Source organism: Streptomyces sp. TN58 (genome assembly GCF_001941845.1).
Taxonomy (GTDB): Bacteria; Actinomycetota; Actinomycetes; order Streptomycetales; family Streptomycetaceae; genus Streptomyces.
The window spans coordinates 371281-391208 of the sequence record NZ_CP018870.1 but is presented as its reverse complement, the minus strand read 5'-3'; the positions used below and the strand labels follow the sequence as shown (position 1 = coordinate 391208).

The following is a 19928-nucleotide window of genomic DNA, read 5'->3' as shown; positions in this document are numbered from 1 at the left end:
GGGCCCGGCCCGCAAGCCGCCCGGTGCCGACCCGGGGGCGGCCGACCGTGGCCGCCCCCGGGACGGAACGGGGTGTACCGGGTGGTACAGGGGCGACGGAAAGGACCCTTCCGGCATTGCCCGTTCCCGATCGCACACCCGTGCGTGGCCTGCGTTAGTCTCTCGGGGCGCAGGAGCGGAACGCACACGAAGACGGGGGAGCCGTGTCCTATTCGGAGCGCTGGCAGGAGCTGTTCGGGCCGATCGACGGCGGTCCCGCCATGAACCTCGCCTCGACGGCCCCCGAACCCGGGAACGGCGGAGGCGGAGGCGGCGGGAACGTCGACCTCAAGCACAGCAAAGGCCCCTGGACCAGCGCCTCCAACACCGCCGGCGACCTGCGCACCAACACGGAGACGAGCCGCTCGGCGCTCGGACCCGGCCACGAGGGCCTCGCCTCGGGAGCCGCCGGCCTCAGCTCCGCCGCCGCGCTCAAGAGCGTACTGACGTCCTGGGAGGAACGCCTGCAGTCGGTGCGGGACGAGTGCGAGCAGCTCAAGGGCACCCTGCTGAAGGTCGCCAAGGAGATGGGCGAGACGGAGACCGCGATCAAGACCTCCTTCAAGGGCGTCGACGGCGGCTCCAAGGCGGACGAGAAGCGATGACCGCAACCCTCACCTGGAAGCAGCTGCGCGACCTCAAGACCTCCGAGTTCACGGAGGCGGGCGACAAGTGGCACGAGGTCTCGGACCGCTCGGACTCCGACCGCGCACGCGTCGATCGCGCCATGTCCGCGAAGCTCCGCGAAACCCAGAAGAGCGATTCGGCGCAGGCCGCCCTCGGCAGACTCCAACGGCTCAGCCGCAACTTCCAGTACCTGCACTCCGAGTGCGGCCTCGTCCGTACGGCGCTCAACGGGCTCGCCAGTGATCTCACCGAGCCCCAGACACAGTTGAAGCAGGCCCTCGCGGACGCCGCGGCCCTGAACTTCACCGTCCACGACGACGGTTCCGTCAGCTACCCGGCCGCCGAGGTCGAGGACATGACCGGGGCGAAGAAGGAGGCCCCCGGCAGCAAGGTCCAGGGCAGCTCCCGACTCCCGCTGGAACCGCCCGGCTTCGGCCAGCCGGGCCAGTCGCCGCTGTACCCCGGCTACTCCGGCCTCAAGCCGCTGAACCCGAACGCGGCGAAGGCGCAGGACGTGGCCGACCGTATCGCCAGGGCCGTACGGTCGGCACGGGAGATAGACGCCCGGTACGCCAAGACCCTGAACGGCCTGAAGGCCGAGAAGGGCCTCGACGTCACCCAGGCCACGCTGAAGGACGTCTTCCGGGACACCTCCGACGTCCGCAGCACCGCCGGCACGTATCTCGGCGAGAACGTCCCCGAGGACAAGAGCCCCGCGGAGCGCAAGAAGTGGTGGGACGGGCTGACCGAGGAGCAGCGCCAGGAGTACCTGGAGATCGCCCCGGACCTGGTCGGCGGCCTCGACGGGATCCCGGCGGTCGCCCGCGACGAGGCCAACCGCAACTACCTGCCCGTCCTCATCGACGACCTGGCGCGAAACGGCGGCGACGACGCGGACACCAAGCTCAGCGCCCTGCGCGGCATCCAGGACAAGCTGGGCGAGCCCAGCCGCCCTCCCATGTTCCTGCTGGGCATCGGCGACGAGGGCAACGGACGCGCGATCGTCTCCTACGGCAACCCCGACACCGCCAGGAACGTGTCGGCGTACGTCCCCGGCCTCGGCACCCGGCTCAACGACGAGTTCGTCTCCGACACGATGAAGCGCGCCCAGGACACGGCCAAGGGCGCCCAGCGCCTGGACCCCTCCAGTGCCTCGATCGTCTGGCTGGGCTACGACGCCCCGCAGAACGTGGACGTGATGTCGAAGGGCGACGCGCAACGGGGTGCCCCGGCGTACAACCGGTTCATGGAGGGCCTCTCCGTGACCAACCAGAACGCGGACCCGCACATGACGGCGATCGGGCATTCCTACGGCTCGCTCACCGTGGGCACGGCCGCCAAGCAGTCCGGCGGGATCCCCGGCGTCGACGACGTGATCCTGCTCGGCAGCCCCGGCGTGGACGCGCAGAAGGCGACGGAGCTGGGCGTGGGCAAGGACCATGTGTTCGTCGGCGCCGCCGACAACGACCCCGTCACCCACCTGCCCTCGAAGGACGAGGCGGCGCTCGGCTGGCTGCTGGCGGGCCCCATCGGCGTCGGGGTCGGACGGGACCTCTTCGACGACGACAACGACGACGTGTACTTCGGCAAGGACCCGGCGAGCAAGGCGTTCGGGGCGCAGCGCTTCCTGGTCGACGACGGCCCCAGGATGGTCGTCGACGGAGGGGGGTTCGACGCCCACTCCCAGTACTTCACTCCGGAGAAGGACCAGACGTCGGCGAACAACATCGCCAGGATCGTCGCCGGGCAGCCTGAGAAGATCGTGAGGGAAGAGCACCGATGAAGCGCAGCGCACGGACGATTCGCCTGACCTGCGCACTGGCCGTGGCCGGCGCGCTGCTCGCCGGGCTCGCCGGGTGCGGACCGACGGACGGCACCAAGGACGGACGAGGGGCAGTGGCAGGCATGGACATGCAGGGAGCGGCGGAGCGCGCCGACGCGATGTTCTACGCGACGGTCGGGGCGATCAAGCCGGACGTCGAATGGGTCCACGACACCACGACGACCGGCAGCTGCGACGTGACCCGCTACTGGACCGTGATGACGGTCGTCTCCGAGCAGCGCCGCGGCAACTTCCTCGGTGTGGTCGAGAACTTCTGGAAGGCGAGCGGCTACCGGATCAAGACGGTGAATCCGGACAAGGACACGCCCGAGATCATCGCCACGTCCCCGGACGGCTTCGGCATCATGCTCCTCTTCGGCCACCAGGGGCAGGCCTTCTTCGAGGTCACCAGCCCCTGCGTGAAGAACTCGAAGGTCGCGGCGCCCACCAAGGTGGCGACCGGCGCCACCTACGAAGGCGAGACCGCCATCCCCGCCCCCAACGTCCGCTCCGACTTCTGGTCCGCCGAGAGCCCGGCGCCGGGCACCACCCCCGCGTCCTGATCTCGCCGAACGGGTGCCGATGGGTCATCGTGGAGGGAGGGTGCGTGGAGAGATCCGCGTGCCGCTCCGCTCCGGGAGGGAGCCGATCGGCATGCTCAGCAGTGGAGGCGGGCGTAGGAGCACCGCGAGGGCCGTCCTCGCGGGCGCGCTGCTCGCCGCGAGTCTCGCGGGCACCGGGGCCGCCGCGGGTACCGCGGGCGCGGCGGGTGCCGGGGGCGCGGCCGCCGACGACGGTACGCCCGGCCCCCAGGGCAAGGTCACGATCGTCTACGACGACCGTTCGACCAAGCCCGAGGTCCGGCGGGCCGTCGAGGCCATCCGGAAGTCCCGGGTACTGGAGCAGACCGCCGACTGGGTCAACAGGTCGATCGCCCTCCCGCACGACATGGTCGTCAAGGTCACCGACAGGGTTCCGCCGGGAGTGACGGACGCCGTCACACAGCCCGACGGACGGACGATCTTCATCCCGCCGTCGTTCCTGACGGAGATCGAGCAGTCCTTCGACGACGTGGTCAAGACCGTCAAGCGACCCGCCCTGTTCCCCGAGGACAAGTACAACCCGCGGGACCTGACCGCCCTGGCAACCCAGTTCGTCTTCGGCCACGAGATGGGCCACGCCCTCCAGCGCCAGTTCATGCTCGCGAACCTCGGACTCGAAGAGGACGCGGCCGACGGGTTCGCGTCCTTCCACACCGTCAACGAGGTCGGCCCGGACCCGTCGATGGCCGCCGCGATCCTCTTCGACGAGATCGCCCGCAGGCAGGGACAGCTGACCCTGGAGGGCTTCGCCAGCGACCACCCCGCCACCCAGCAGCGGGTCTTCAACTTCCTGTGCTACCTGGACGGGAGTGACCCCGCGCGGTTCGACGGCCCACTGGTCGGCGCCGGCTACCTGCCGAAGTCACGCGCTCCGCTGTGCCCGCAGTCATGGGCGATGCTCGACCACGGCTGGTGGACCCAGCTCCAGCCGCACTTCACCGAGGCGTTCAGGGCCGAGGGCGACGAGGCCCGTGCGGACGCCCAGGACAGGCTGGTCGCCGAGACGAAGGCTTTCGCGGAGAAGCTCGACGAGTACCGCAAGTCGCAGTGACCTCAACGGGGTCCGGCAGGACTCAGGGTGTCAGATCCCACGCCTACGCTGTCCTCACGGATTCTGATCAAGGAGCAGGGCAGTGCGGATAGAGCGTCACCAGGTGGGCGAGGCGGCCGTGTCGGCCGCACGCGAGGACTTCACGAACCGCATCGGGGGCCAGGTGCGCTCGATGTCGAGGGGCGGCCGGATGGCCACCTACGAGTGGCAGTCCATCGCGGACGAGTTCCTCGAATACCTCGGCGCCCTCTCCGTGGCGACCCCCGACCTCGGCACCCCGGAGGCCCAGGCCGCCCTCAAGGACGCCTCGGAGGCCGCGGCCGGCGCCGTCGCCTACGCGGCCTACCACCCGCACTGCAGCTTCCACGTCTTCCTTGAGTACGTGAACTTCGGCATGAGCTACGACCCGGGGGAGGACCACCCCGAGGAGAGCGTCACGCCGCAGGAGTGGACCGATGCGCTCTGCCTGGCCGTCCTCAGGGACAAGGCCGCATGGCACGGTGAGGCCTTCCACTTCGCCCGGGAGAAGTTCGCCGCGCGGCTGCGAGAAACACCTGCCGGCGAGCTCGCCACCGGGCTGATGGCCGTGGTCCTGGGCGACACCGGCGACGACGAGGAGTACCCGCCGAGTACCCGGGCCAGGCTGGCCGCCGTCGACGCGGCCCTCGACCGCGTGCGCGGCCGCGCCGAGGAAAGCGGCGAACCGCTGCTGGACCGGCCGGAGAGTGCCGCGCTGCGCACGCTGCGCGCCCTGGCCGCCGAGGACCGCCAGGCCTTCGACACCGCGCTGTCCGCCCTGCTGGTCAGGCACCGGGACCTGCACAGCTCCTCGGCCTCCACGCGCAACCTCCTCCCGCTCGTCCCCATAGCCCTCGCCGCGCTCGCGTACCGGACCCTCGGCTGGTCGCCCGCCGTCCGAACCGACTACCTCCCGCACGCGCTGGTCACCGGCTTCGAGACCGCGGGGCCTCGGGTCGCGGGCTTCGGCCGGGACCGGCGGCCGGACGCCGTCGGCGCGCTCGCCGCGGGCGCGCTGGTGGTGGAGCGTCCGGCCGGTGAGTGGACCGTGCACCCCGACACCGAGGCCCGCTACGACAGGAGGGTCGAGGAGGCGTTCACGGCCTTCGACGGAAAGCCGCTCGCCGTCTGGAGGCTCGGCAGCGTCATGCGCGATCAGGAGCGCCTGTTCAAGTGCAGTGCGGGGGAGTCCGGCGACCTCGGGGACGACGCCCGGCCGGCGCCCCCGCGGCTGGCCTCCCAGGTGGGAGCGGCCCTGTTCCGTATCGCCCTGGCCGAGCCGGGGACCGAGGCCGAGGTCACCATCGACGGCCGCGGCCTGCGCTACCGGGCCGAGCGGGCCAAGGAGGCCGGAGCGCACAACTGGCACAGGGCCGTCTGCTTCGCCCTGATCACCGGGGCGCCCGAGGACCTTGCCCCCCTCGTCCTCACGGGCCCCGCCTTCGCCGGGCCGGACGGATCCGCCTTCAGCGCGTACCGCGAAGCGCTGCACGCCTACCTGACGGGCGTCGAGCCCGAGCAGGCCGCACAGCGGGCGCTCCAGCAGGCCGAAAGGGCCGTGGACTGGGGCTTCGCCATGCCGCCGGCGGTACTGCTGTCGCAGCTGGTGGAAGGTGACGAGGAGAGCTTCAACCTCGCCCTGGCCGACGCCCTCGAAGCCCACCGCGCCCACTACGCGGTCGCCGACCGCGCCGACGACCCGGATGCCGCCCTCAACCTCGACATCCTCGCCCTGGCCTGCCACGCCCGACGTCGCGGCTGGGCCGTCCGCGTCGACTCCCCCTACCTCCCCACGTCCCTCCTGCGGGCCGCAGAGCCGTTCTAGGGCCTGTTGTGAAAATCTCGTCTGGCTCGCCACTTTCGCAACACGCCCTCGGCGGCCCCGGAGCCTGCCGGCTTCGGGGCCGCCCATACCCCGCCCCCGCCTCGGCGGACCGGGCGCGTGGTGTCAGAACGCGTACACCGGGCTGTCGTTCAGCGTCGCGGACATCACGCACGCGTTGGAGAAGGTGTGCTTCCAGGCCACGCGCCTGCCCTGCAGTACGCCGTCCGCCGTGACCGTGACGGGGTCGAAGTACATCGGGCAGTACCGCGACGGGCTCGGCGTCGCCAGCAGGCGGTCGAGCTCGCCGTCGGTGGCGTTGAGGGCGTCGCACGCGGCCCTCGGGTCGGGGTGGGTGCCCTCGGCCGTGTAGGCGCAGCTGAGGGTGGACGCACGAAGCACGGTGTCCGCGGGCTCCCCGGACCCCTGGGCGATGGTGAAGACCATCGCGGACGGACCGTGCGCACCGGCGGGTTGAGCCTCCGCGAGACCGGTACTGCCTGCGAGACAGAGCAGGCTCAGGGCGGATACGGCGATGATGTGGTGACGCATGACAGGTTTCGCCTTCGATTCAAGGTTGATTGCGGTTAGATGCCTGTGATCTGACGCTCAACTGAAGACGAGCCTGGCATGCCCCCAGGGCGGCCGCCAATGGGCGGTCGATTTACGGACAGACCATACGGATAGCGGATGCCCGGCCGGCGTTCACGCAGTTGGCGCCGCACGTTCCGCAGCCGGGCGCGCTCACGCCGGCAGGGTCCCCCCGCTCGCCGCGATCCCTCCCTCCCAGGTGACGGCGGTGCGCGGTTCGCCGGATTGCCGCGCAGGGTGACGGGATGCAGGCGGTCGCCCGGTCTCAGACATGGAGCTCCCGCGGGAAACCGGTCCACCGCAGCTCGGCCGGGAGGTGCCCGGTGTCGTTGAAGAGGAGGACCGCCGGCGGGCGGTCCGGCGCGTAGCGGATCACGGTCAGGGCCGCGTTGGCGTGGTTCACGCCCAGCCACCGCCACCGCGGCGAGGCGAGCGCGTCCCGCAGCAGCCACCCCGCGAGGAAGTTGTGGGTGACGACGAGTTCGTGGCGCGGCGCGTCGCCGGCGACCGGGCCGGTGAACTCCGCGAGCGCCGCTGCCGCGAGGCCGGGCCCCTGCTCCCGTTCCTCCGCCGTGAACCCGCCGAGGAACCCGGCCCAGGCGTCGGCGGCCTCCGGCGGCAGTTCCTCGCGCGCCGGAAGGTAGGGGACGTAGTCCCCGGCGGCCTCGGTGCGGTGCCGGGGGACGCCGTCCAGCTGGTCCTCGACCAGCCGGGCCGTCTGCTCGGCCCGGGCGAGCGGCCCGTGGTGGATCGCCGTCAGCGGAACGCCCCGGAGCCGCTGCCCGAGCAGGGCGGCCTGGCGGCGGCCCGCATCCGTCAGTTCGCTCTCGTCCGGCGACGCCTCGCCGTGCCGGGTCAGGTAGAGGTAGCGGGCGGCCGTACGGGTCACGGGTTGTCCTCCGGCGAAGTCGATCTTGTGGACCCCCGGAGAGACGCCCACCCGCGCGCGCCGGTTCCCCGAGGGCGAGGCCGAAAGGGCAGGCGTGTGCTTGACGCCGGGGCGGCGGGGCGCGAGCCTTGCCCCGGGTTACCGCGAGGTAGGGGTGAAGGGGTGGGCATGGACAGGGACGACGCCGAGCTGATGTTCCAGGGAGTCGAGCGGCAGGCCGAGTTGGTGCGCACCGGCAAGACCACCTCCCGCGCCCTCGTCGAGGCGGCGCTGCGCCGCATCAACCGGTTCGATCCCGCGCTCGGGGCCTTCCGGACCGTCCTCGCCGAGCAGGCGCTCGCCGAGGCGGACGCCCGGGACGCGGAAGCGGAGCAGGACCGCGGCCCGCTCCACGGCGTACCCGTCGCCGTGAAGGACGAGTTCGACGTCGCCGGGCAGGTCACCACCTTCGGGGGCGCCGCCAACCGGACCCCCGCAGCCGCCGACTCCGAGGCCGTACGCCGTCTGCGCGCCGCCGGCGCCGTCGTCATCGGCAAGACGACGATGCCCGAGTTCGGCCAGTGGCCCTTCACCGAGTCAGCCGCCCACGGCACCGCCCACAACCCCTGGGACACCACCCGCACCCCGGGCGGCTCCAGCGGCGGCAGCGCCGCGGCCGTCGCGGCCGGACTGGTCGGAGCGGCGCTCGGCGGCGACGGCGGCGGGTCCATCCGCATCCCGGCCGCCTGCTGCGGGCTGTTCGGCCTCAAGCCCCAGCGCGGCCGTGTCTCCACCGCCCCGAACCCCCACCTCTGGTACGCGCTCGGCACCGTGGGACCGCTGACCCGCACCGTCCGCGATGCCGCCCTGCTCTACGACGTCCTCGCCGGCACCACCCCCGCCGACCGCTGGAGCGCCCGGCCCGCCACCACAGGCTGGCTGCGGGCCCTGGAGACCCCGCCCGGCCGCATGCGCGTCGGGTACTCCGCCAAGCCCGCCGTGCCCGGGATCCGCCCGCACCCCGAGCACGTCGGAGCCCTGCTGGAGACCGTACGGGCGCTGCGCGCACTGGGCCACGACGTACGCGAGGTCAATCCCCGCTACCCGGACGCCACGGCCCCGTTCGCGGCGCAGTTCTGCGGCGGGGTGCGCGCGGAGGCCGCCACCGTCGAACGGCCCGACTTGCTGGAGCCGCGCACCCGCAGCACCCTCGCGCTCGCCCGCCTGGTCCCCGAATCCGCCGTGGAGCGCGGAATCCGGGCGGGGGAGCGGCTCGCGGACCGCGCCGACCGGATGTTCACCTCCATGGACCTGCTGCTGACCCCGGTCATCGCGGCCCGCCCGCGCCCGGTGGGCTCGCTGGACGGCGCGGGCCTGCTCACGGCGCTGGCGCGGTCGCGCCCGATGGTGGCCTACACCGCGCTGTGGAACGTCACCGGACACCCGGCGGCGTCCGTGCCCGCAGGCTTCGGCTCGGACGGGCTGCCTCTCGCCGTACAGCTGGTGGGCCGCCGCGACGACGAGGTGTCGGTGCTGCGGGTGGCGGCGCAGCTGGAGGAGGCCCGGCCGTGGGCGGAGACCCGCCCACGGCTGCCCGTCACCTGAGGACCGGCGGCGAGGGCACGTGCGGAGGCCGGGACGCGCGGACGCCTCCGCATGAGCGGTGTGCACCCATGCGGAGGCGGCTGCCGGAGCCCGGCCCGGCGGCTACTTCACCGAGCCGGCCATCACGCCCTGGACGAAGTGCCGTTGGAAGGCGAAGAAGACCACCAGCGGTACCACCAGCGACAAGAACGCCCCGGGCGCAAGCACGCCGATGTTGCTGCCGAACTGCCGCATCTGGGACTGCAGGGCGACCGTGAGCGGCTGCGAGCCGTTGTCCGCGAAGAGCAGCGCCACGAGCATGTCGTTCCAGACCCAGAGGAACTGGAAGATGGCCAGGCTCGCGATGGCCGGGCGGCCGAGCGGCAGTACGAGCCGGGAGAAGATCCGCCACTCGCTGCCGCCGTCCATCCGGGCGGCCTCCAGCATCTCGCGCGGGATCTCGGCGAAGTAGTTGCGCAACAGGAAGATCGCGAACGGGAGCCCGTAGGCGACGTGGAAGAGGACGACGCCCGCGACCGTCCCGAACAGGCCCACCGCGCCGAACAGTTTGGCCACGGGGAGCAGCCCGATCTGTACGGGCACCACGAGCAGCCCGACGACCACCAGGAACACGCCGTCCCGGCCGGGGAACTCAAGCCACGCGAAGGCGTATCCGGCGAGCGCCGCGATGACCACCACCAGGACGGTGGTCGGCACGGAGATCAGGACGGTGTTCCAGAAGGCCTCGCCGATGCCCGAATCCCGCAGCAGGGAGCCGTAGTTGTCCAGGGACAGCTGCGACGGGTCGGTCAGCGCGGTCCACCAGCCGGTGGTGGCGTTGTCCTGCTCCGAGCGCAGCGAGGACAGCAGCAGGCCCGCCAGCGGTGTGATCCACACGAGGGCGACCAGGGCCAGGACGCCCTGGACGACGGAGCTGCCCAGGAAGCGCGACAGCCTGCGTCCGGGGCGCCGCCCGGGCGAGGAGGAGGGCGCCGGGGCGGAGGGTGCCGGGGAGGACGGCGCGGGCTGCGCCGGCGGGGACGCCGGGGACGGCGACGGGCCGCGCCGCTCGACGGTGCTGTGGCCGCTCATGCTCCACTCCTTCGGAAACGCCGCACGTTGAAGATCATCGCCGGGACGACGAGCAGCAGGAGCACCATGCTGAGCGCGCTGCCGAGCCCCTGGTCGTCGCCGCCGCCGAAGGACACCAGCCACATGCGGGTGGCCAGTACGTTCGCCTCCTCCTGGACCGGTCCGGGTGCGATGATCCAGACGAGGTCGAAGACCTTCATCACGTTGATCACCAGGGTCACGAAGACGACGGTGAGCACCGGTGCCAGCAGCGGCACGGTGATCTTGCGGAAGATCTGGCCCTCGGTGGCGCCGTCCATGCGCGCCGCCTCCAGCGCGTCGCGCGGGATGGCCGCGAGGCCGGCGCCGATCAGGACCATCGAGAAGCCGGTCCAGACCCACAGGTAGGCGCCGATGATCGCCGGCGTCACCAGGGCCGGACCGAGCCAGTTCAACCCCTGGTAGGGGGTTGCGAAGTTGGCCGCGGGCAGCCGGACGGTGTAGTCGCCGTCGGCGAGGCCGGTGAAGCGGAAGGTGCCGTCGTCGGCCGTGGTGGCGGTCGCGGCGACCCGGCCGTCCCGTACGGCCTCGACGGTCATGCCGGGCAGCCCCTTCTCGCCGGGGTCGATCCGGCCCGGCGTGCCCGCGCCGCCCGGGGCGAAGTCGAGGTAGACGACGCCCCCGATCGCGTCCGTGCCGGGCGCGTCGGCGGCCGCGTCCGCGGCGGCGGCCTTCGCGCCGGCCGGCATGGCGTCGGGTGCGACCCCGATGAACCCGAGGCTGAGGGAGCCCCCGGGGCGCACGGCCGCCGTGGTGTCGTACGGGCCGCCGGCCCCGCCCGTCAGGCCGTGGCCCTCCCGGGCGCGGGCCGTCGGATAGGCGGCGGTGTCGTGGAAGCCGTCGTGGATCCCGGTGACGGCGGCGTTGAGTACGCCCCGGTCCGGGTCCTGTTCGTAGGCGAGGCGGAAGATGATGCCCGCGGCCAGGAAGGACACGGCCATGGGCAGGAAGAGAACCAGCTTGAACGCGGTGGCCCAGCGCACCTTCTCGGTGAGCACGGCGAGGAGCAGCCCGAGGCCGGTGAGCAGGGTGGGGGCGACGACGACCCAGATGGCGCTGTTGCGGATCGCCTTGAGGGTGGCCGGGTCCTGCACGATCGCCGCGTAGTTCGCGGCTCCGACGAAGCGGTCGCCGTCCGCGTCGAAGAGGCTGCGGCCGAAGGAGAAGAGGACGGGGTAGACGACCAGCGCGCCGAGCAGCAGCAGGGCCGGCAGGACGAAGACGACCGCGAGGCGGCGCTTCCTGCGCTGGGCCTGCCGCCGCCCGTCGGCCGCGGGGCGGACGGTCACGGTGTCAGCCATGTCGGGTGCCTCAGTTCCCGTAGGCCTTGGCGGCTTCGGTTTCAAGCTTCGCGGCGGTGCCCCGCGGGTCCGAGGGGTCGCGCAGGAAGTCCTGGAGGAGCTTCCACTCGCCCGCCCCCTTGGTGCCGCCGAAGGCGGCCGGGGCCTGGTCCGACATGTCGAAGCGGATCGAATTGCCGGCGCCGATCAGGGAGTTGGCAGTGCTGCGGGCGGTGTCGTCGCCGTACTTGGCCAGGTCGACCTCGTTGTTCGGGGACAGGAAGCCGCCATCGCCGGCCCAGATCTCGGCCGCCTCGGCGCTCGCCAGGAACTCGACCAGCTTCATGCCGGCCTTGCCGTTCTTGCCGTCCTTCAGGACGACCGCCGCGTCACCGCCGCTGACCACCGGGGGCCTGCCGCCGTCGACCGAGGGGAAGGGGAAGAACTTCGCGTCCTGGCCGAGCTTCTTGCCGAACTGGCCCTTGGCGACGCCGCCGACGAAGTCGCCCTCGTAGACCATGCCCGCCTTGGGCTCCGGGCCGAAGACCTGCGCGACCGAGGAGGGGAAGTCGGTCCCCAGCGCGGCCTGGGCGCCGCCGGCGACGAGCTGCTTGTCCTTGAACAGCTCCCCGAGGGTGGTCAGGGCCCGCACCACGCTCTCGTCGGTCCACTTCAGCTGGTGCTGGGCGAGCTGGTCGTACTTCTCCGGTCCGGCCTGGGAGAGGTAGATGTTCTCGAACCAGTCGGTGAGGGTCCAGCCGTCCTCGCCGGCTATGGCGAAGGCCGGGCGGCCGGAGTCCGCGAGGGTGCGGCCGGCCCCCAGCATGTCGCTGTAGCTCTTGGGCTCGGTGACACCGGCCTGGGTGAAGGCCTCGGGGGCGTACCAGACGGTCGACTTGTGGGCGGCCTTGAAGTAGAGGCCGTAGTACTGGCCGTCGACGGTGCCGTAGTTCTTCCACACCGGGGCGAGGGTGGACCCGGCCGTCCGGCCGATCTGGTCGGACAGGGGCTGGAGCCAGCCCTTCTTCGCGAACTGCTGGAGCACGCCCACCTGCGGCACCATCACCACGTCGGGGGCGTTTCCGCCTTCGATCTTGCTGCCGACGAAGGTGGAGACGTTGTCGCCGGAGGGGACGAAGACCGTCTTGGCGCCGGTCTTCTCGGTGAAGGCGTCGAGGACCTTCTTGAAGCTCTGCTGTTCCGCGCCGGTCCAGACGCCGGCCACGGTGACGGTCTGGCCGCCGAGTTCGCCGCTGCTCGCGGGTCCGGTGGCGCCGCCGCAGGCGGTGGCGCCGAGGGCGAGGGTGAGGGCGGCCGCCGCGGTGGCGGCGCTTCGGCGGGTCGTCTTGCTCGGTCGTCGCATGAGGAGTCCTCTCGGGGAAGTCCGGGTCGGGGGGAGGGGCTGCTACGGAGTGACGTGCTGGGGAGTGACGTGCTGCGGGGTCACGCGACGGGCGCTGCCGGGCCGGGCGCCGGGTACTCGCCCGCCCACCAGGCCGCGGTCGCCGCGGGCAACACCCCGTCGGGGCAGGGCCCGCTGGCGAGCAGGGGAAGGCCGGCGACCGGAGCGGGAACCGGCTCCGTGCCGAAGTTCACCGCGCAGACCAGGCCGTCGCCGCGGGAGATCGCCAGGACCTGCGCGGGAGCGTCCAGCCAGCGCAGGGTGCCGTCGCCGAGCTGCGGCAGGGTGCGCCGCAGCTGGAGGCCGTCGCGGTAGAGGTGCCAGAAGGAGCGGGTGTCGGCCAGGGCGCGGTCGGTGGCGTGCTCGGCGAACCACTCGGGCTGCGGCAGCCATGGCTTGACGCCGGCCGCCGCCTGGCTGAAGCCGAACGGGGAGGCGTGTCCGGACCAGGGCAGCGGCACACGGCAGCCGTCCCGCACGTGCTTGCGGCTGCCCGTACGGCGGAAGATCGGGTCGGTGAGGACCTCGTCGGGCAGGTCGAGGACTTCCGGGAGACCGAGTTCCTCACCCTGGTACACGTAGGCGGCGCCGGGCAGGGCGAGCATCAGGAGCGCCGCGGCGCGGGCGCGGGCCGCACCCAGTCCGCTGCCCTCGACACCCGGTTCACCGGCGTAGCGGGTGACCGTGCGGACCTGGTCGTGGTTGTTGAGGACCCAGGTGACGGTGGAGCCGGTGCCGGCGATGTCGCGTATCGCGTCGGTGATCGTCGCCCGGAAGGCGTCGGCGTCCCAGGGGGCGCTGAGCAGGTCGAAGAAGAACGCCTGGTGCAGTTCGTCGGGGCGGACGTACTCGGCGTGCTCGCGTGCGGTGGGCACGGACACCTCGCCGACGAGCAGCCGCTCCTGACCGTCCCGGGCGGTGTACTCCTCGCACACCGCGCGCCAGCGGCGCCACACGCCGTGCACCTCGGGCTGGTTCCAGGCCAGCTGGTTGACGGCGTCGCGGGCCCGCTCGTCCGCTCCCGGATCGTCGGAGTCGGGCATCTCGGGGTGCTTGAACAGCCCGGCGGCCACGTCGATGCGGAAGCCGTCGACGCCCCGGTCCAGCCAGAAGCGCAGCACCCGCTCGAAGTCGTCGCCCACGACCGGGTTGCGCCAGTTCAGGTCCGGCTGCTCCGGGGTGAAGAGGTGCAGGTACCACTCGCCCGGGGTGCCGTCGGGGCCGGTGGTCCGGCTCCAGGCCGGGCCGCCGAACATGGCGTGCCAGTTGTTGGGCGGCTGCGTACCGTCCGGGCCGCGGCCCGGTGCGAAGTGGAAGCGGGAGCGCGGTGCGCTGCCCGGCGCCGCGGCGAGCGCCTCGCGGAACCACGGGTGCTCGCTGGAGCAGTGGTTGGGGACGATGTCGAGGAGCAGCTTGAGCCCGAGCCGGTGGGCGTCGGACACCAGACGGTCGAACTCGGCGAGGTCTCCGTAGACCGGGTCGACGCCGCAGTAGTCGGCGACGTCGTAGCCGTGGTCGTGCTGGGGCGAGGGGTAGAAGGGGCTGAGCCAGATGCCGTCGACGCCGAGCTTGCGCAGGTAGGGGAGCCCTGCGCGGACGCCGGCGAGGTCGCCGACGCCGTCCCCGGTGCTGTCGAGGAAGCTGCGGACGTAGACCTGGTAGATCACCGCGTCGCGCCACCAGGGGGCGGAGGGGGCGGCGCTGCGGGAGGGGTGACCGGTACCGGTCGGAAGGGTGCTGAGCATCTCGCGTCGACCTGTCTGCTGAATGCGAGAGCGCCCTGGATCAGGTGCGCTGTTATGCATGCATGTTAAGTAGCAGCGACTGGAAGGTGTCAACGATGTGTCCAGAAACAGGCGAAAGCTGGGGTGGTTTGTCCGTGAATGCCCGCGTGCACGAATAAGGGCTCCTACTTAACATGTAAGTAGGAGCCCTCTGGGGAGGTGTGTGAGTGTGCGATGCGTGCGGCGATGCGTGCCACGTGTGCCGTGCGTGGGACGCGTGCGGTCAGCCCGTGCCGGCGATGGCCCCGAGCTCGCGCGCCAGCCGCGCCACCGCCTCCTCCGGCGTCTGCCGCAGCGCCATCACGTCCTGCCCCACGGCCTGCACGGCTAGGCTCACCTGGTCATAGCGCGGACTCTTGGGCCGCGGCACCGCCGACAGCACGCTCTCGCGCAGGGTCGGCAGGTACGGGTAGGCGCGGACCAGCTCGGCATCCTCGTACAGCGCGGCGCGCACCGGGGGCAGCGAGCCCTCGGTGAGGACGCGCCTCTGCACCCGCTCACTGGTGAGGTAGGCGATCAGATCGGCCGCCGACGCCGGATGCCGCGAACGACTGCTGACGGCGAGGTTCGAGCCGCCCAGCACGCTGGTGCCGGGCCCGTCGGCGCCGGGCAGCGGCACCGCCCCGAACCGGCCCGCGACCGCCGACCCCGGCGCGCCCGCGTCCGCGTACACATACGGCCAGTTCCGCAGGAAGAGGAGCCTGCCGTCCTGGAACGCCCGGCGGGACTCCTCCTCCTTGTAGCCGAGCGCCTCACGGGAGATCCAGCCCTCCCGCACCCCGTCCGCGAGGAACCGCAGCCCGGCGCGCGCCCCGTCGGAGTCCACGGTGACGCGGGCGCCGTCGTCGCGCAGGATCGAACCGCCCGCGGAGTGCACCGCCTCGGTGACGTTGACCGTGAGCCCCTCGTACGGGAGGAACTGCCCCGCGTAACCGTCCAGCCCGTGCCGCGGGGCGATCGTGCGTGCCTGGCGGGCCAGTTCGGACCAGGTCCGCGGCGGCTGCTCGCCGGCCAGGTCCAGGAGGTCCTTGCGGTAGTAGAGCAGGCCGGCGTTCGTGACGTACGGGACCGCGTACAGCCGCCCGTCGAAGGTCGCCGTGTCCACGACCGGCCGCAGGAAGGCGTCCAGGGGGAACCGGTCACGTTCGAGCGGGGCGATCCATCCTGCGGCCGCGAACTCCGACGTCCAGGCGACGTCGATGTTCAGCACGTCGAACCGGTCGCGGCCCGACCGCAGCTCGCTGATCATCTGGGCCCGGGTCTCGTCGGCCGAGTCGGGCAGCTCGACGAGCGTGACCCGCTCGTCGGGACGGCTCTCGTTCCAGTCGTCGAGGAGGGGGCCGAGGTAGTCGGTCAGGTCGCCCGCCGTCACCAGCGTCAGGGGGCCGCGGGCGGCCGAGGCCGTGCCCGCGTCCGGGCGGACGCCGAGACCGGCGTACCCCGCCAGGACCACCGCCACCACCAGGAGAGCTCTACCCGCGGCACGCATCCACCGCATAGATTCCTCCCAGTGCACGATCCGGCTGCGCCGCCGACCCATCGTGGCCTATATATACCCGTTAGGCATGGGGGATACTAGACGTCCAGGCAGACGGCTCGGACACAGAAAAGCTCCGACCCGGCACCAGTGAACAGTTGACTACGCAGCGGGAAGGAGGGGGGCGAGTGCGGCTGGCGCTCCTTGCGCTCCTCACCCGTAGCCCTGCGCACGGTTACGAGCTCAAGCAGGACCTTGAGAAGCTCCTGGGCGCCGCGTACCCTCAGCCGAACGTCGGCCAGATCTACGTCACCCTCGGCCGGCTGGAGAAGAGCGGCCTGATCCAGGGCGAGGACGTCGAACAGGCGGGCCGGCCCAACAAGCGCACCTACAAGCTGACGGACGCCGGGCGCGAGGCCGTACTGGCCTGGTTCGAGGACACCGCCGAGGAACCCCGGGTACGGGACGAGTTCTTCATGAAACTGGCGCTCGCACCGCAGTCGGGTCTGGCCGATCCGATCGCCCTGATCAACAAGCAGCGGCGCCAGTACCTCAACACCATGCGGGACCTGTCGAAGCTGGCAGCGGCCGAGGACCGCGACAACAAGATCTCCCAACTGCTGATCGAGGGCGCCATGCTGCACCTGCAGGCCGACCTCGACTGGCTGGAACGCTGTCAGGAGGAGCTGGAATGAGCGACGACGCCACCGCCGCTCCCGTCGTGCCCATCGTCCGCGCCGAGGGCCTGACCAAGACCCACCACGGCGAGGGAACCCCGGTGCCCGCCGTCCGCGGCGTGGACCTCTGCGTCCAGCCCGGCGAGTTCGTCGCGATCACCGGCCCCTCCGGCGCCGGCAAGTCCACCCTGCTCCACCTCATCGGCGGCCTCCAGCGGCCCGACGGCGGCAGGCTGTGGCTCGACGGCGAGCGCGTCGACGCGTACCGCGAAGCACGCTGGGCCGTCCTGCGGCGCCGCAGCATCGGCGTCGTCTTCCAGTTCTTCAACCTCGTCTCCAACCTCACCGTCGCCGACAACGTCGAACTGCCCGCCCTGCTCGCCGGCGCCTCCCCGAAAGCCGCCCGCAACTCCCGCGCCGAACTGCTCGCCGAACTCGGCCTCGAAGGACGCGAACGCTCCATGCCGGGAGAGCTCTCCGGCGGCGAACAGCAGCGGGTCGCCCTCGCCCGCGCCCTGGTCAACCACCCCGCCCTGCTCCTCGCAGACGAACCGGCCGGCAGCCTCGACAGCAAGGGCACCCGTGAGGTGCTGCGGCTGCTCACGCGGTTCCACCAGCGCGGCCAGACGATCATCATGGTCACCCACGACGCCCGGATGGCCAGCGCCGCCGACCGCGTCATCAGCTTCTTCGACGGCCGGATAGCCGACGACGCACAGCTCGGCGCAGGCAGCCGCCCGGGCGCGACCGGCGGCGTCTCCGGCGTACTCGAACTGAAGGAATGACCGTGCGGGCCACTCTGCGCTGGGCGCAGGCAGACTTCCGCGCACACCGCGGCGAAGCCCTCTTCGTCGTCCTCGCCAGCGCCGGCGTGATCGCCTCCCTCCTGCTGGCCGGCGCGCTGTTCGGCTACGCCGCGAACCCCTGGCAGCGGGTCTTCAACCAGTCCCAGGGCGCACACATCTGGCTGCACACCCGCGCCGGGGCGGACACCGAAGTGGACGCCCTGGCCGCGGTGGACGGCGTCGCGGCGCTGTCCGGGCCCTACCGGACGGCCGCGACCACGATCGAGTCCCGCGGTGCCCGGGCCGCGGTCACGCTCCGCGCCGCGGGCGCGGAGCCCCCGCAGATTGGACGGCCGCTCGTGGCCGAGGGCCGCTGGCTCGACCCTCCGGACACCGGCGGCACCGGCTCGGCGGCCGGCTCCGTCGTACTGGAGACCTCCGTCGCACGGGCCCTGTGGGCGGAACCCGGCGACACCGTACGCGTCACCGGACCCGACGGCGCCCCGCACCTGCTGCTGGTGAGCGGCACGGCCGACGCGGCCGAGCCCCGCTACCAGCCCGGAGGCTTGGCCGGCATCGGCTGGGTGCTCCCCGCGACACTCGGCGAGATCGCCCGGGCGGACACCGGGCAGAGCGTCGGGCTGCGTCTGGCAGACCCCGACGACACCGACTTCATCGTCCAGCGCGCCGTCACCGTCCTCGGCGCCGACCGGGTCGCCGAGGTCACCAAATGGCAGCAGGCCCGCGCCGAGGCGGGCGGCGACGACCGGCTCCTGGGCACGGTCTTCGCCGTCTTCGGCCTCGGCGCGCTGCTCGCCGCGGCCCTGGCCGCGTCCGGGGCGGTCGGCGCCCGCGTCCGGGGCCAGCTGCGGGACATCGCCGTCCTCAAGGCGATCGGCTTCACCCCCGGCCAGGTCACCCGCGGCTTCCTCGTACAGCACCTGGCCTTCGCGCTGCTGGGCGTGGCCCTCGGCACCACTGCGATCGCCCTCCTCGGCGCCCGGCTGCCCGGGCGGATCGGGGAGGCCGCCGCCGTCTGGCAGGACCTGCCCGGGCACACCGCCCTGATGATCGGCATCCCCGGCGGCGCGGTGCTGCTGATCGCCGCCTCCACCGGGCTGTCGGCCTGGCGCGCCGGACGGGTGCCGCCGGTGCCGGTGGCACGGGCGGCGCTGCCGTCCGCCGCACCGATGACCGCCCTCGGCAAGCGGGCACTGGGCGTACGGGTGCCGCCCGCCCTCGTCCTCGGCTGGCGTGCCGCGTTCCCCCGGCGCGGGCGGACGCTCCTGCCGGTGGCCCGGCTCGCGCTGCCGCTGGTGCTCATCACGGTCGCCCTGGTGGCCTGGTCGACGCTGGACCAGTTCCGCAGCCGCCCCGCGCAGGTCGGGCTGGCCGCGGCACTGACCGTACGGTCGGAGCGGTCCGCCGGACCGTCCGACGCGGAGCTGGAGCAGACCCTCGCGGCGGTCCCGGGCATAGCCGCCGTGCATCCGGGCGCCGAGATGGCCGCGCTCGTCCCCGGACAGACCGGCACCATCACCCTGCGCGGCCTCGGCACGGCCGGCCGGCCGTACCCCTCCGCCGTGGTGGAGGGGCGCGCGGTGGCCGGCCCCGACGAGGCCGTCGCCGGCCAGGGGCTGCTGGACCTCCTCGGCGTACGGGTCGGGGACTGGGTACGGATGACCGTGGGCGGGCGGCCGCAGATCCTGCACCTCGTCGGCCGCACCATCGAGCCCGAAGCCGGCGGCCGGGTGATCACCACGACCCTCGACGCACTGCGTGAGCGGGACCCCGGCCTGCGGCCCGCCTTCCACGCCCTGGAACTGCGCGAGGGTGCCGACCCCCGAACCGTGAGCGGTGCTCTCGCGACGGCGGCCGGCACGGCACTGGAGATCCGGGAGACGCCGAACCCGGCCGACCGGCTGGAACCGGCGCGCGGGGTGATCGGCGCCCTGATCGCCGTACTGGCGCTGATCGGGCTCATCGAACTGCTCACGCTCATCGGCACGGGCGTACGCGACCGGGGCCGGGACCTGCTCGCACTGAAGGCCATAGGTCTGACGCCGCGGCAGATCGGCGCGATGATCGTGACGGCCGCCGGCCTGACCGCGCTCGTGTCCGCCCTGGTGGGGACCGGGCTGGGACTCCTGACCGGCAGCTGGCTGGTGGACACGCAGGGCGCGTCGAGCGGCATCGGCGCGGGGATAGCCCAAGCGCCGCCGCTGCCGGTGCTGTGCACGGTGATCGTGGGCGCGGTCCTGGGCGCGGTGGCGGCGGCGGCGCTGCCGGCGACCCGGACGGCACGACGGCGGCTGGCGGACTCGCTCAGCGAGACCCTCTGAGGGGGAGCCCCGACGGGGAGGTCCGG

At 72.6% G+C, this 19928-nt stretch carries 16 protein-coding genes; 9 read left to right on the top strand and 7 right to left on the bottom strand.

What is annotated here, in order from left to right; all coding sequences use genetic code 11:
- Positions 1-203: 203 nt before the first annotated feature.
- The 5 genes from BSL84_RS01825 to BSL84_RS01805 all read left to right on the top strand — a co-directional run bounded on the left by BSL84_RS01825 (position 204) and on the right by BSL84_RS01805 (position 5984).
- A complete protein-coding gene (locus tag BSL84_RS01825; RefSeq protein ID WP_030027839.1) occupies positions 204-644 on the top strand; it encodes a hypothetical protein in 441 nt (146 codons plus the stop codon).
- Positions 641-2449, top strand: a complete 1809-nt coding sequence (locus BSL84_RS01820) for an alpha/beta hydrolase (RefSeq protein ID WP_075969655.1) — start codon at positions 641-643, stop codon at positions 2447-2449. The genes BSL84_RS01825 and BSL84_RS01820 overlap by 4 nt, the downstream gene beginning before the upstream one ends.
- The gene (locus BSL84_RS01815; RefSeq protein WP_030027837.1) at positions 2446-3051 is read left to right on the top strand and encodes a hypothetical protein; all 606 of its coding nucleotides are present in this window, start codon (positions 2446-2448) and stop codon (positions 3049-3051) included. The genes BSL84_RS01820 and BSL84_RS01815 overlap by 4 nt, the downstream gene beginning before the upstream one ends.
- Before the next feature lie 91 nt (positions 3052-3142).
- The gene (locus BSL84_RS01810; RefSeq protein ID WP_079273407.1) at positions 3143-4141 is read left to right on the top strand and encodes a DUF4344 domain-containing metallopeptidase; all 999 of its coding nucleotides are present in this window, start codon (positions 3143-3145) and stop codon (positions 4139-4141) included.
- A gap of 103 nt (positions 4142-4244) precedes the next feature.
- Positions 4245-5984, top strand: a complete 1740-nt coding sequence (locus BSL84_RS01805) for an immunity 49 family protein (protein WP_075969654.1) — start codon at positions 4245-4247, stop codon at positions 5982-5984.
- 123 nt (positions 5985-6107) lie between these two features.
- Here the strand turns inward: BSL84_RS01805 and BSL84_RS01800 are convergent, their stop codons facing one another.
- Both BSL84_RS01800 and BSL84_RS01795 read right to left on the bottom strand, forming a co-directional pair.
- The gene (locus tag BSL84_RS01800; protein WP_030031555.1) at positions 6108-6533 is read right to left on the bottom strand and encodes a subtilase-type protease inhibitor; all 426 of its coding nucleotides are present in this window, start codon (positions 6531-6533) and stop codon (positions 6108-6110) included.
- Positions 6534-6837: 304 nt separating this feature from the next.
- A complete protein-coding gene (locus BSL84_RS01795) occupies positions 6838-7461 on the bottom strand; it encodes a histidine phosphatase family protein (RefSeq protein WP_045321559.1) in 624 nt (207 codons plus the stop codon).
- A gap of 168 nt (positions 7462-7629) precedes the next feature.
- Between BSL84_RS01795 and BSL84_RS01790 the strand changes: the two genes are divergently transcribed.
- The gene (locus tag BSL84_RS01790) at positions 7630-9045 is read left to right on the top strand and encodes an amidase (protein WP_075969653.1); all 1416 of its coding nucleotides are present in this window, start codon (positions 7630-7632) and stop codon (positions 9043-9045) included.
- A gap of 102 nt (positions 9046-9147) precedes the next feature.
- Here BSL84_RS01790 and BSL84_RS01785 read toward each other — a convergent pair whose 3' ends face one another.
- From BSL84_RS01785 to BSL84_RS01765, 5 genes are all read right to left on the bottom strand, one after another.
- The gene (locus tag BSL84_RS01785; protein ID WP_078848897.1) at positions 9148-10116 is read right to left on the bottom strand and encodes a carbohydrate ABC transporter permease; all 969 of its coding nucleotides are present in this window, start codon (positions 10114-10116) and stop codon (positions 9148-9150) included.
- Complete coding sequence (locus BSL84_RS01780; RefSeq protein ID WP_075969652.1) at positions 10113-11456, bottom strand: ABC transporter permease subunit; 1344 nt, start codon at positions 11454-11456, stop codon at positions 10113-10115. The genes BSL84_RS01785 and BSL84_RS01780 overlap by 4 nt, the downstream gene beginning before the upstream one ends.
- Before the next feature lie 10 nt (positions 11457-11466).
- On the bottom strand, positions 11467-12798 hold the full coding sequence (locus BSL84_RS01775) for an ABC transporter substrate-binding protein (protein ID WP_075969651.1): 1332 nt from the start codon (positions 12796-12798) through the stop codon (positions 11467-11469).
- Positions 12799-12878: 80 nt separating this feature from the next.
- Positions 12879-14582 (bottom strand): glycoside hydrolase family 13 protein, encoded by a 1704-nt coding sequence (locus BSL84_RS01770; RefSeq protein ID WP_030028640.1) that lies wholly within the window; start codon positions 14580-14582, stop codon positions 12879-12881.
- Between the two features lie 262 nt (positions 14583-14844).
- Entirely contained in the window at positions 14845-16119 is a 1275-nt protein-coding gene (locus BSL84_RS01765) for an ABC transporter substrate-binding protein (protein WP_030028639.1), read from the bottom strand.
- 167 nt (positions 16120-16286) lie between these two features.
- Between BSL84_RS01765 and BSL84_RS01760 the strand changes: the two genes are divergently transcribed.
- From BSL84_RS01760 to BSL84_RS01750, 3 genes are read left to right on the top strand one after another with little or no spacing between them, the layout of a single operon-like run.
- Entirely contained in the window at positions 16287-16793 is a 507-nt protein-coding gene (locus tag BSL84_RS01760; protein ID WP_075969650.1) for a PadR family transcriptional regulator, read from the top strand.
- A complete protein-coding gene (locus BSL84_RS01755) occupies positions 16790-17560 on the top strand; it encodes an ABC transporter ATP-binding protein (protein ID WP_075969649.1) in 771 nt (256 codons plus the stop codon). The genes BSL84_RS01760 and BSL84_RS01755 overlap by 4 nt, the downstream gene beginning before the upstream one ends.
- A 2-nt stretch (positions 17561-17562) precedes the next feature.
- On the top strand, positions 17563-19902 hold the full coding sequence (locus BSL84_RS01750) for an ABC transporter permease (protein ID WP_075969648.1): 2340 nt from the start codon (positions 17563-17565) through the stop codon (positions 19900-19902).
- Positions 19903-19928: the final 26 nt, after the last annotated feature.

Bases quoted from the DNA above. Each gene is read 5' to 3' on its own strand.
- BSL84_RS01820 (WP_075969655.1), top strand. From the start codon at position 641: ATGACCGCAACCCTCACCTGGAAGCAGCTGCGCGACCTCAAGACCTCC.
- BSL84_RS01815 (WP_030027837.1), top strand. From the start codon at position 2,446: ATGAAGCGCAGCGCACGGACGATTCGCCTGACCTGCGCACTGGCCGTG.
- BSL84_RS01810 (WP_079273407.1), top strand. From the start codon at position 3,143: ATGCTCAGCAGTGGAGGCGGGCGTAGGAGCACCGCGAGGGCCGTCCTC.
- BSL84_RS01800 (WP_030031555.1), bottom strand. From the start codon at position 6,533: ATGCGTCACCACATCATCGCCGTATCCGCCCTGAGCCTGCTCTGTCTC.
- BSL84_RS01790 (WP_075969653.1), top strand. From the start codon at position 7,630: ATGGACAGGGACGACGCCGAGCTGATGTTCCAGGGAGTCGAGCGGCAG.
- BSL84_RS01785 (WP_078848897.1), bottom strand. From the start codon at position 10,116: ATGAGCGGCCACAGCACCGTCGAGCGGCGCGGCCCGTCGCCGTCCCCG.
- BSL84_RS01780 (WP_075969652.1), bottom strand. From the start codon at position 11,456: ATGGCTGACACCGTGACCGTCCGCCCCGCGGCCGACGGGCGGCGGCAG.
- BSL84_RS01775 (WP_075969651.1), bottom strand. From the start codon at position 12,798: ATGCGACGACCGAGCAAGACGACCCGCCGAAGCGCCGCCACCGCGGCG.
- BSL84_RS01770 (WP_030028640.1), bottom strand. From the start codon at position 14,582: ATGCTCAGCACCCTTCCGACCGGTACCGGTCACCCCTCCCGCAGCGCC.
- BSL84_RS01765 (WP_030028639.1), bottom strand. From the start codon at position 16,119: ATGCGGTGGATGCGTGCCGCGGGTAGAGCTCTCCTGGTGGTGGCGGTG.
- BSL84_RS01755 (WP_075969649.1), top strand. From the start codon at position 16,790: ATGAGCGACGACGCCACCGCCGCTCCCGTCGTGCCCATCGTCCGCGCC.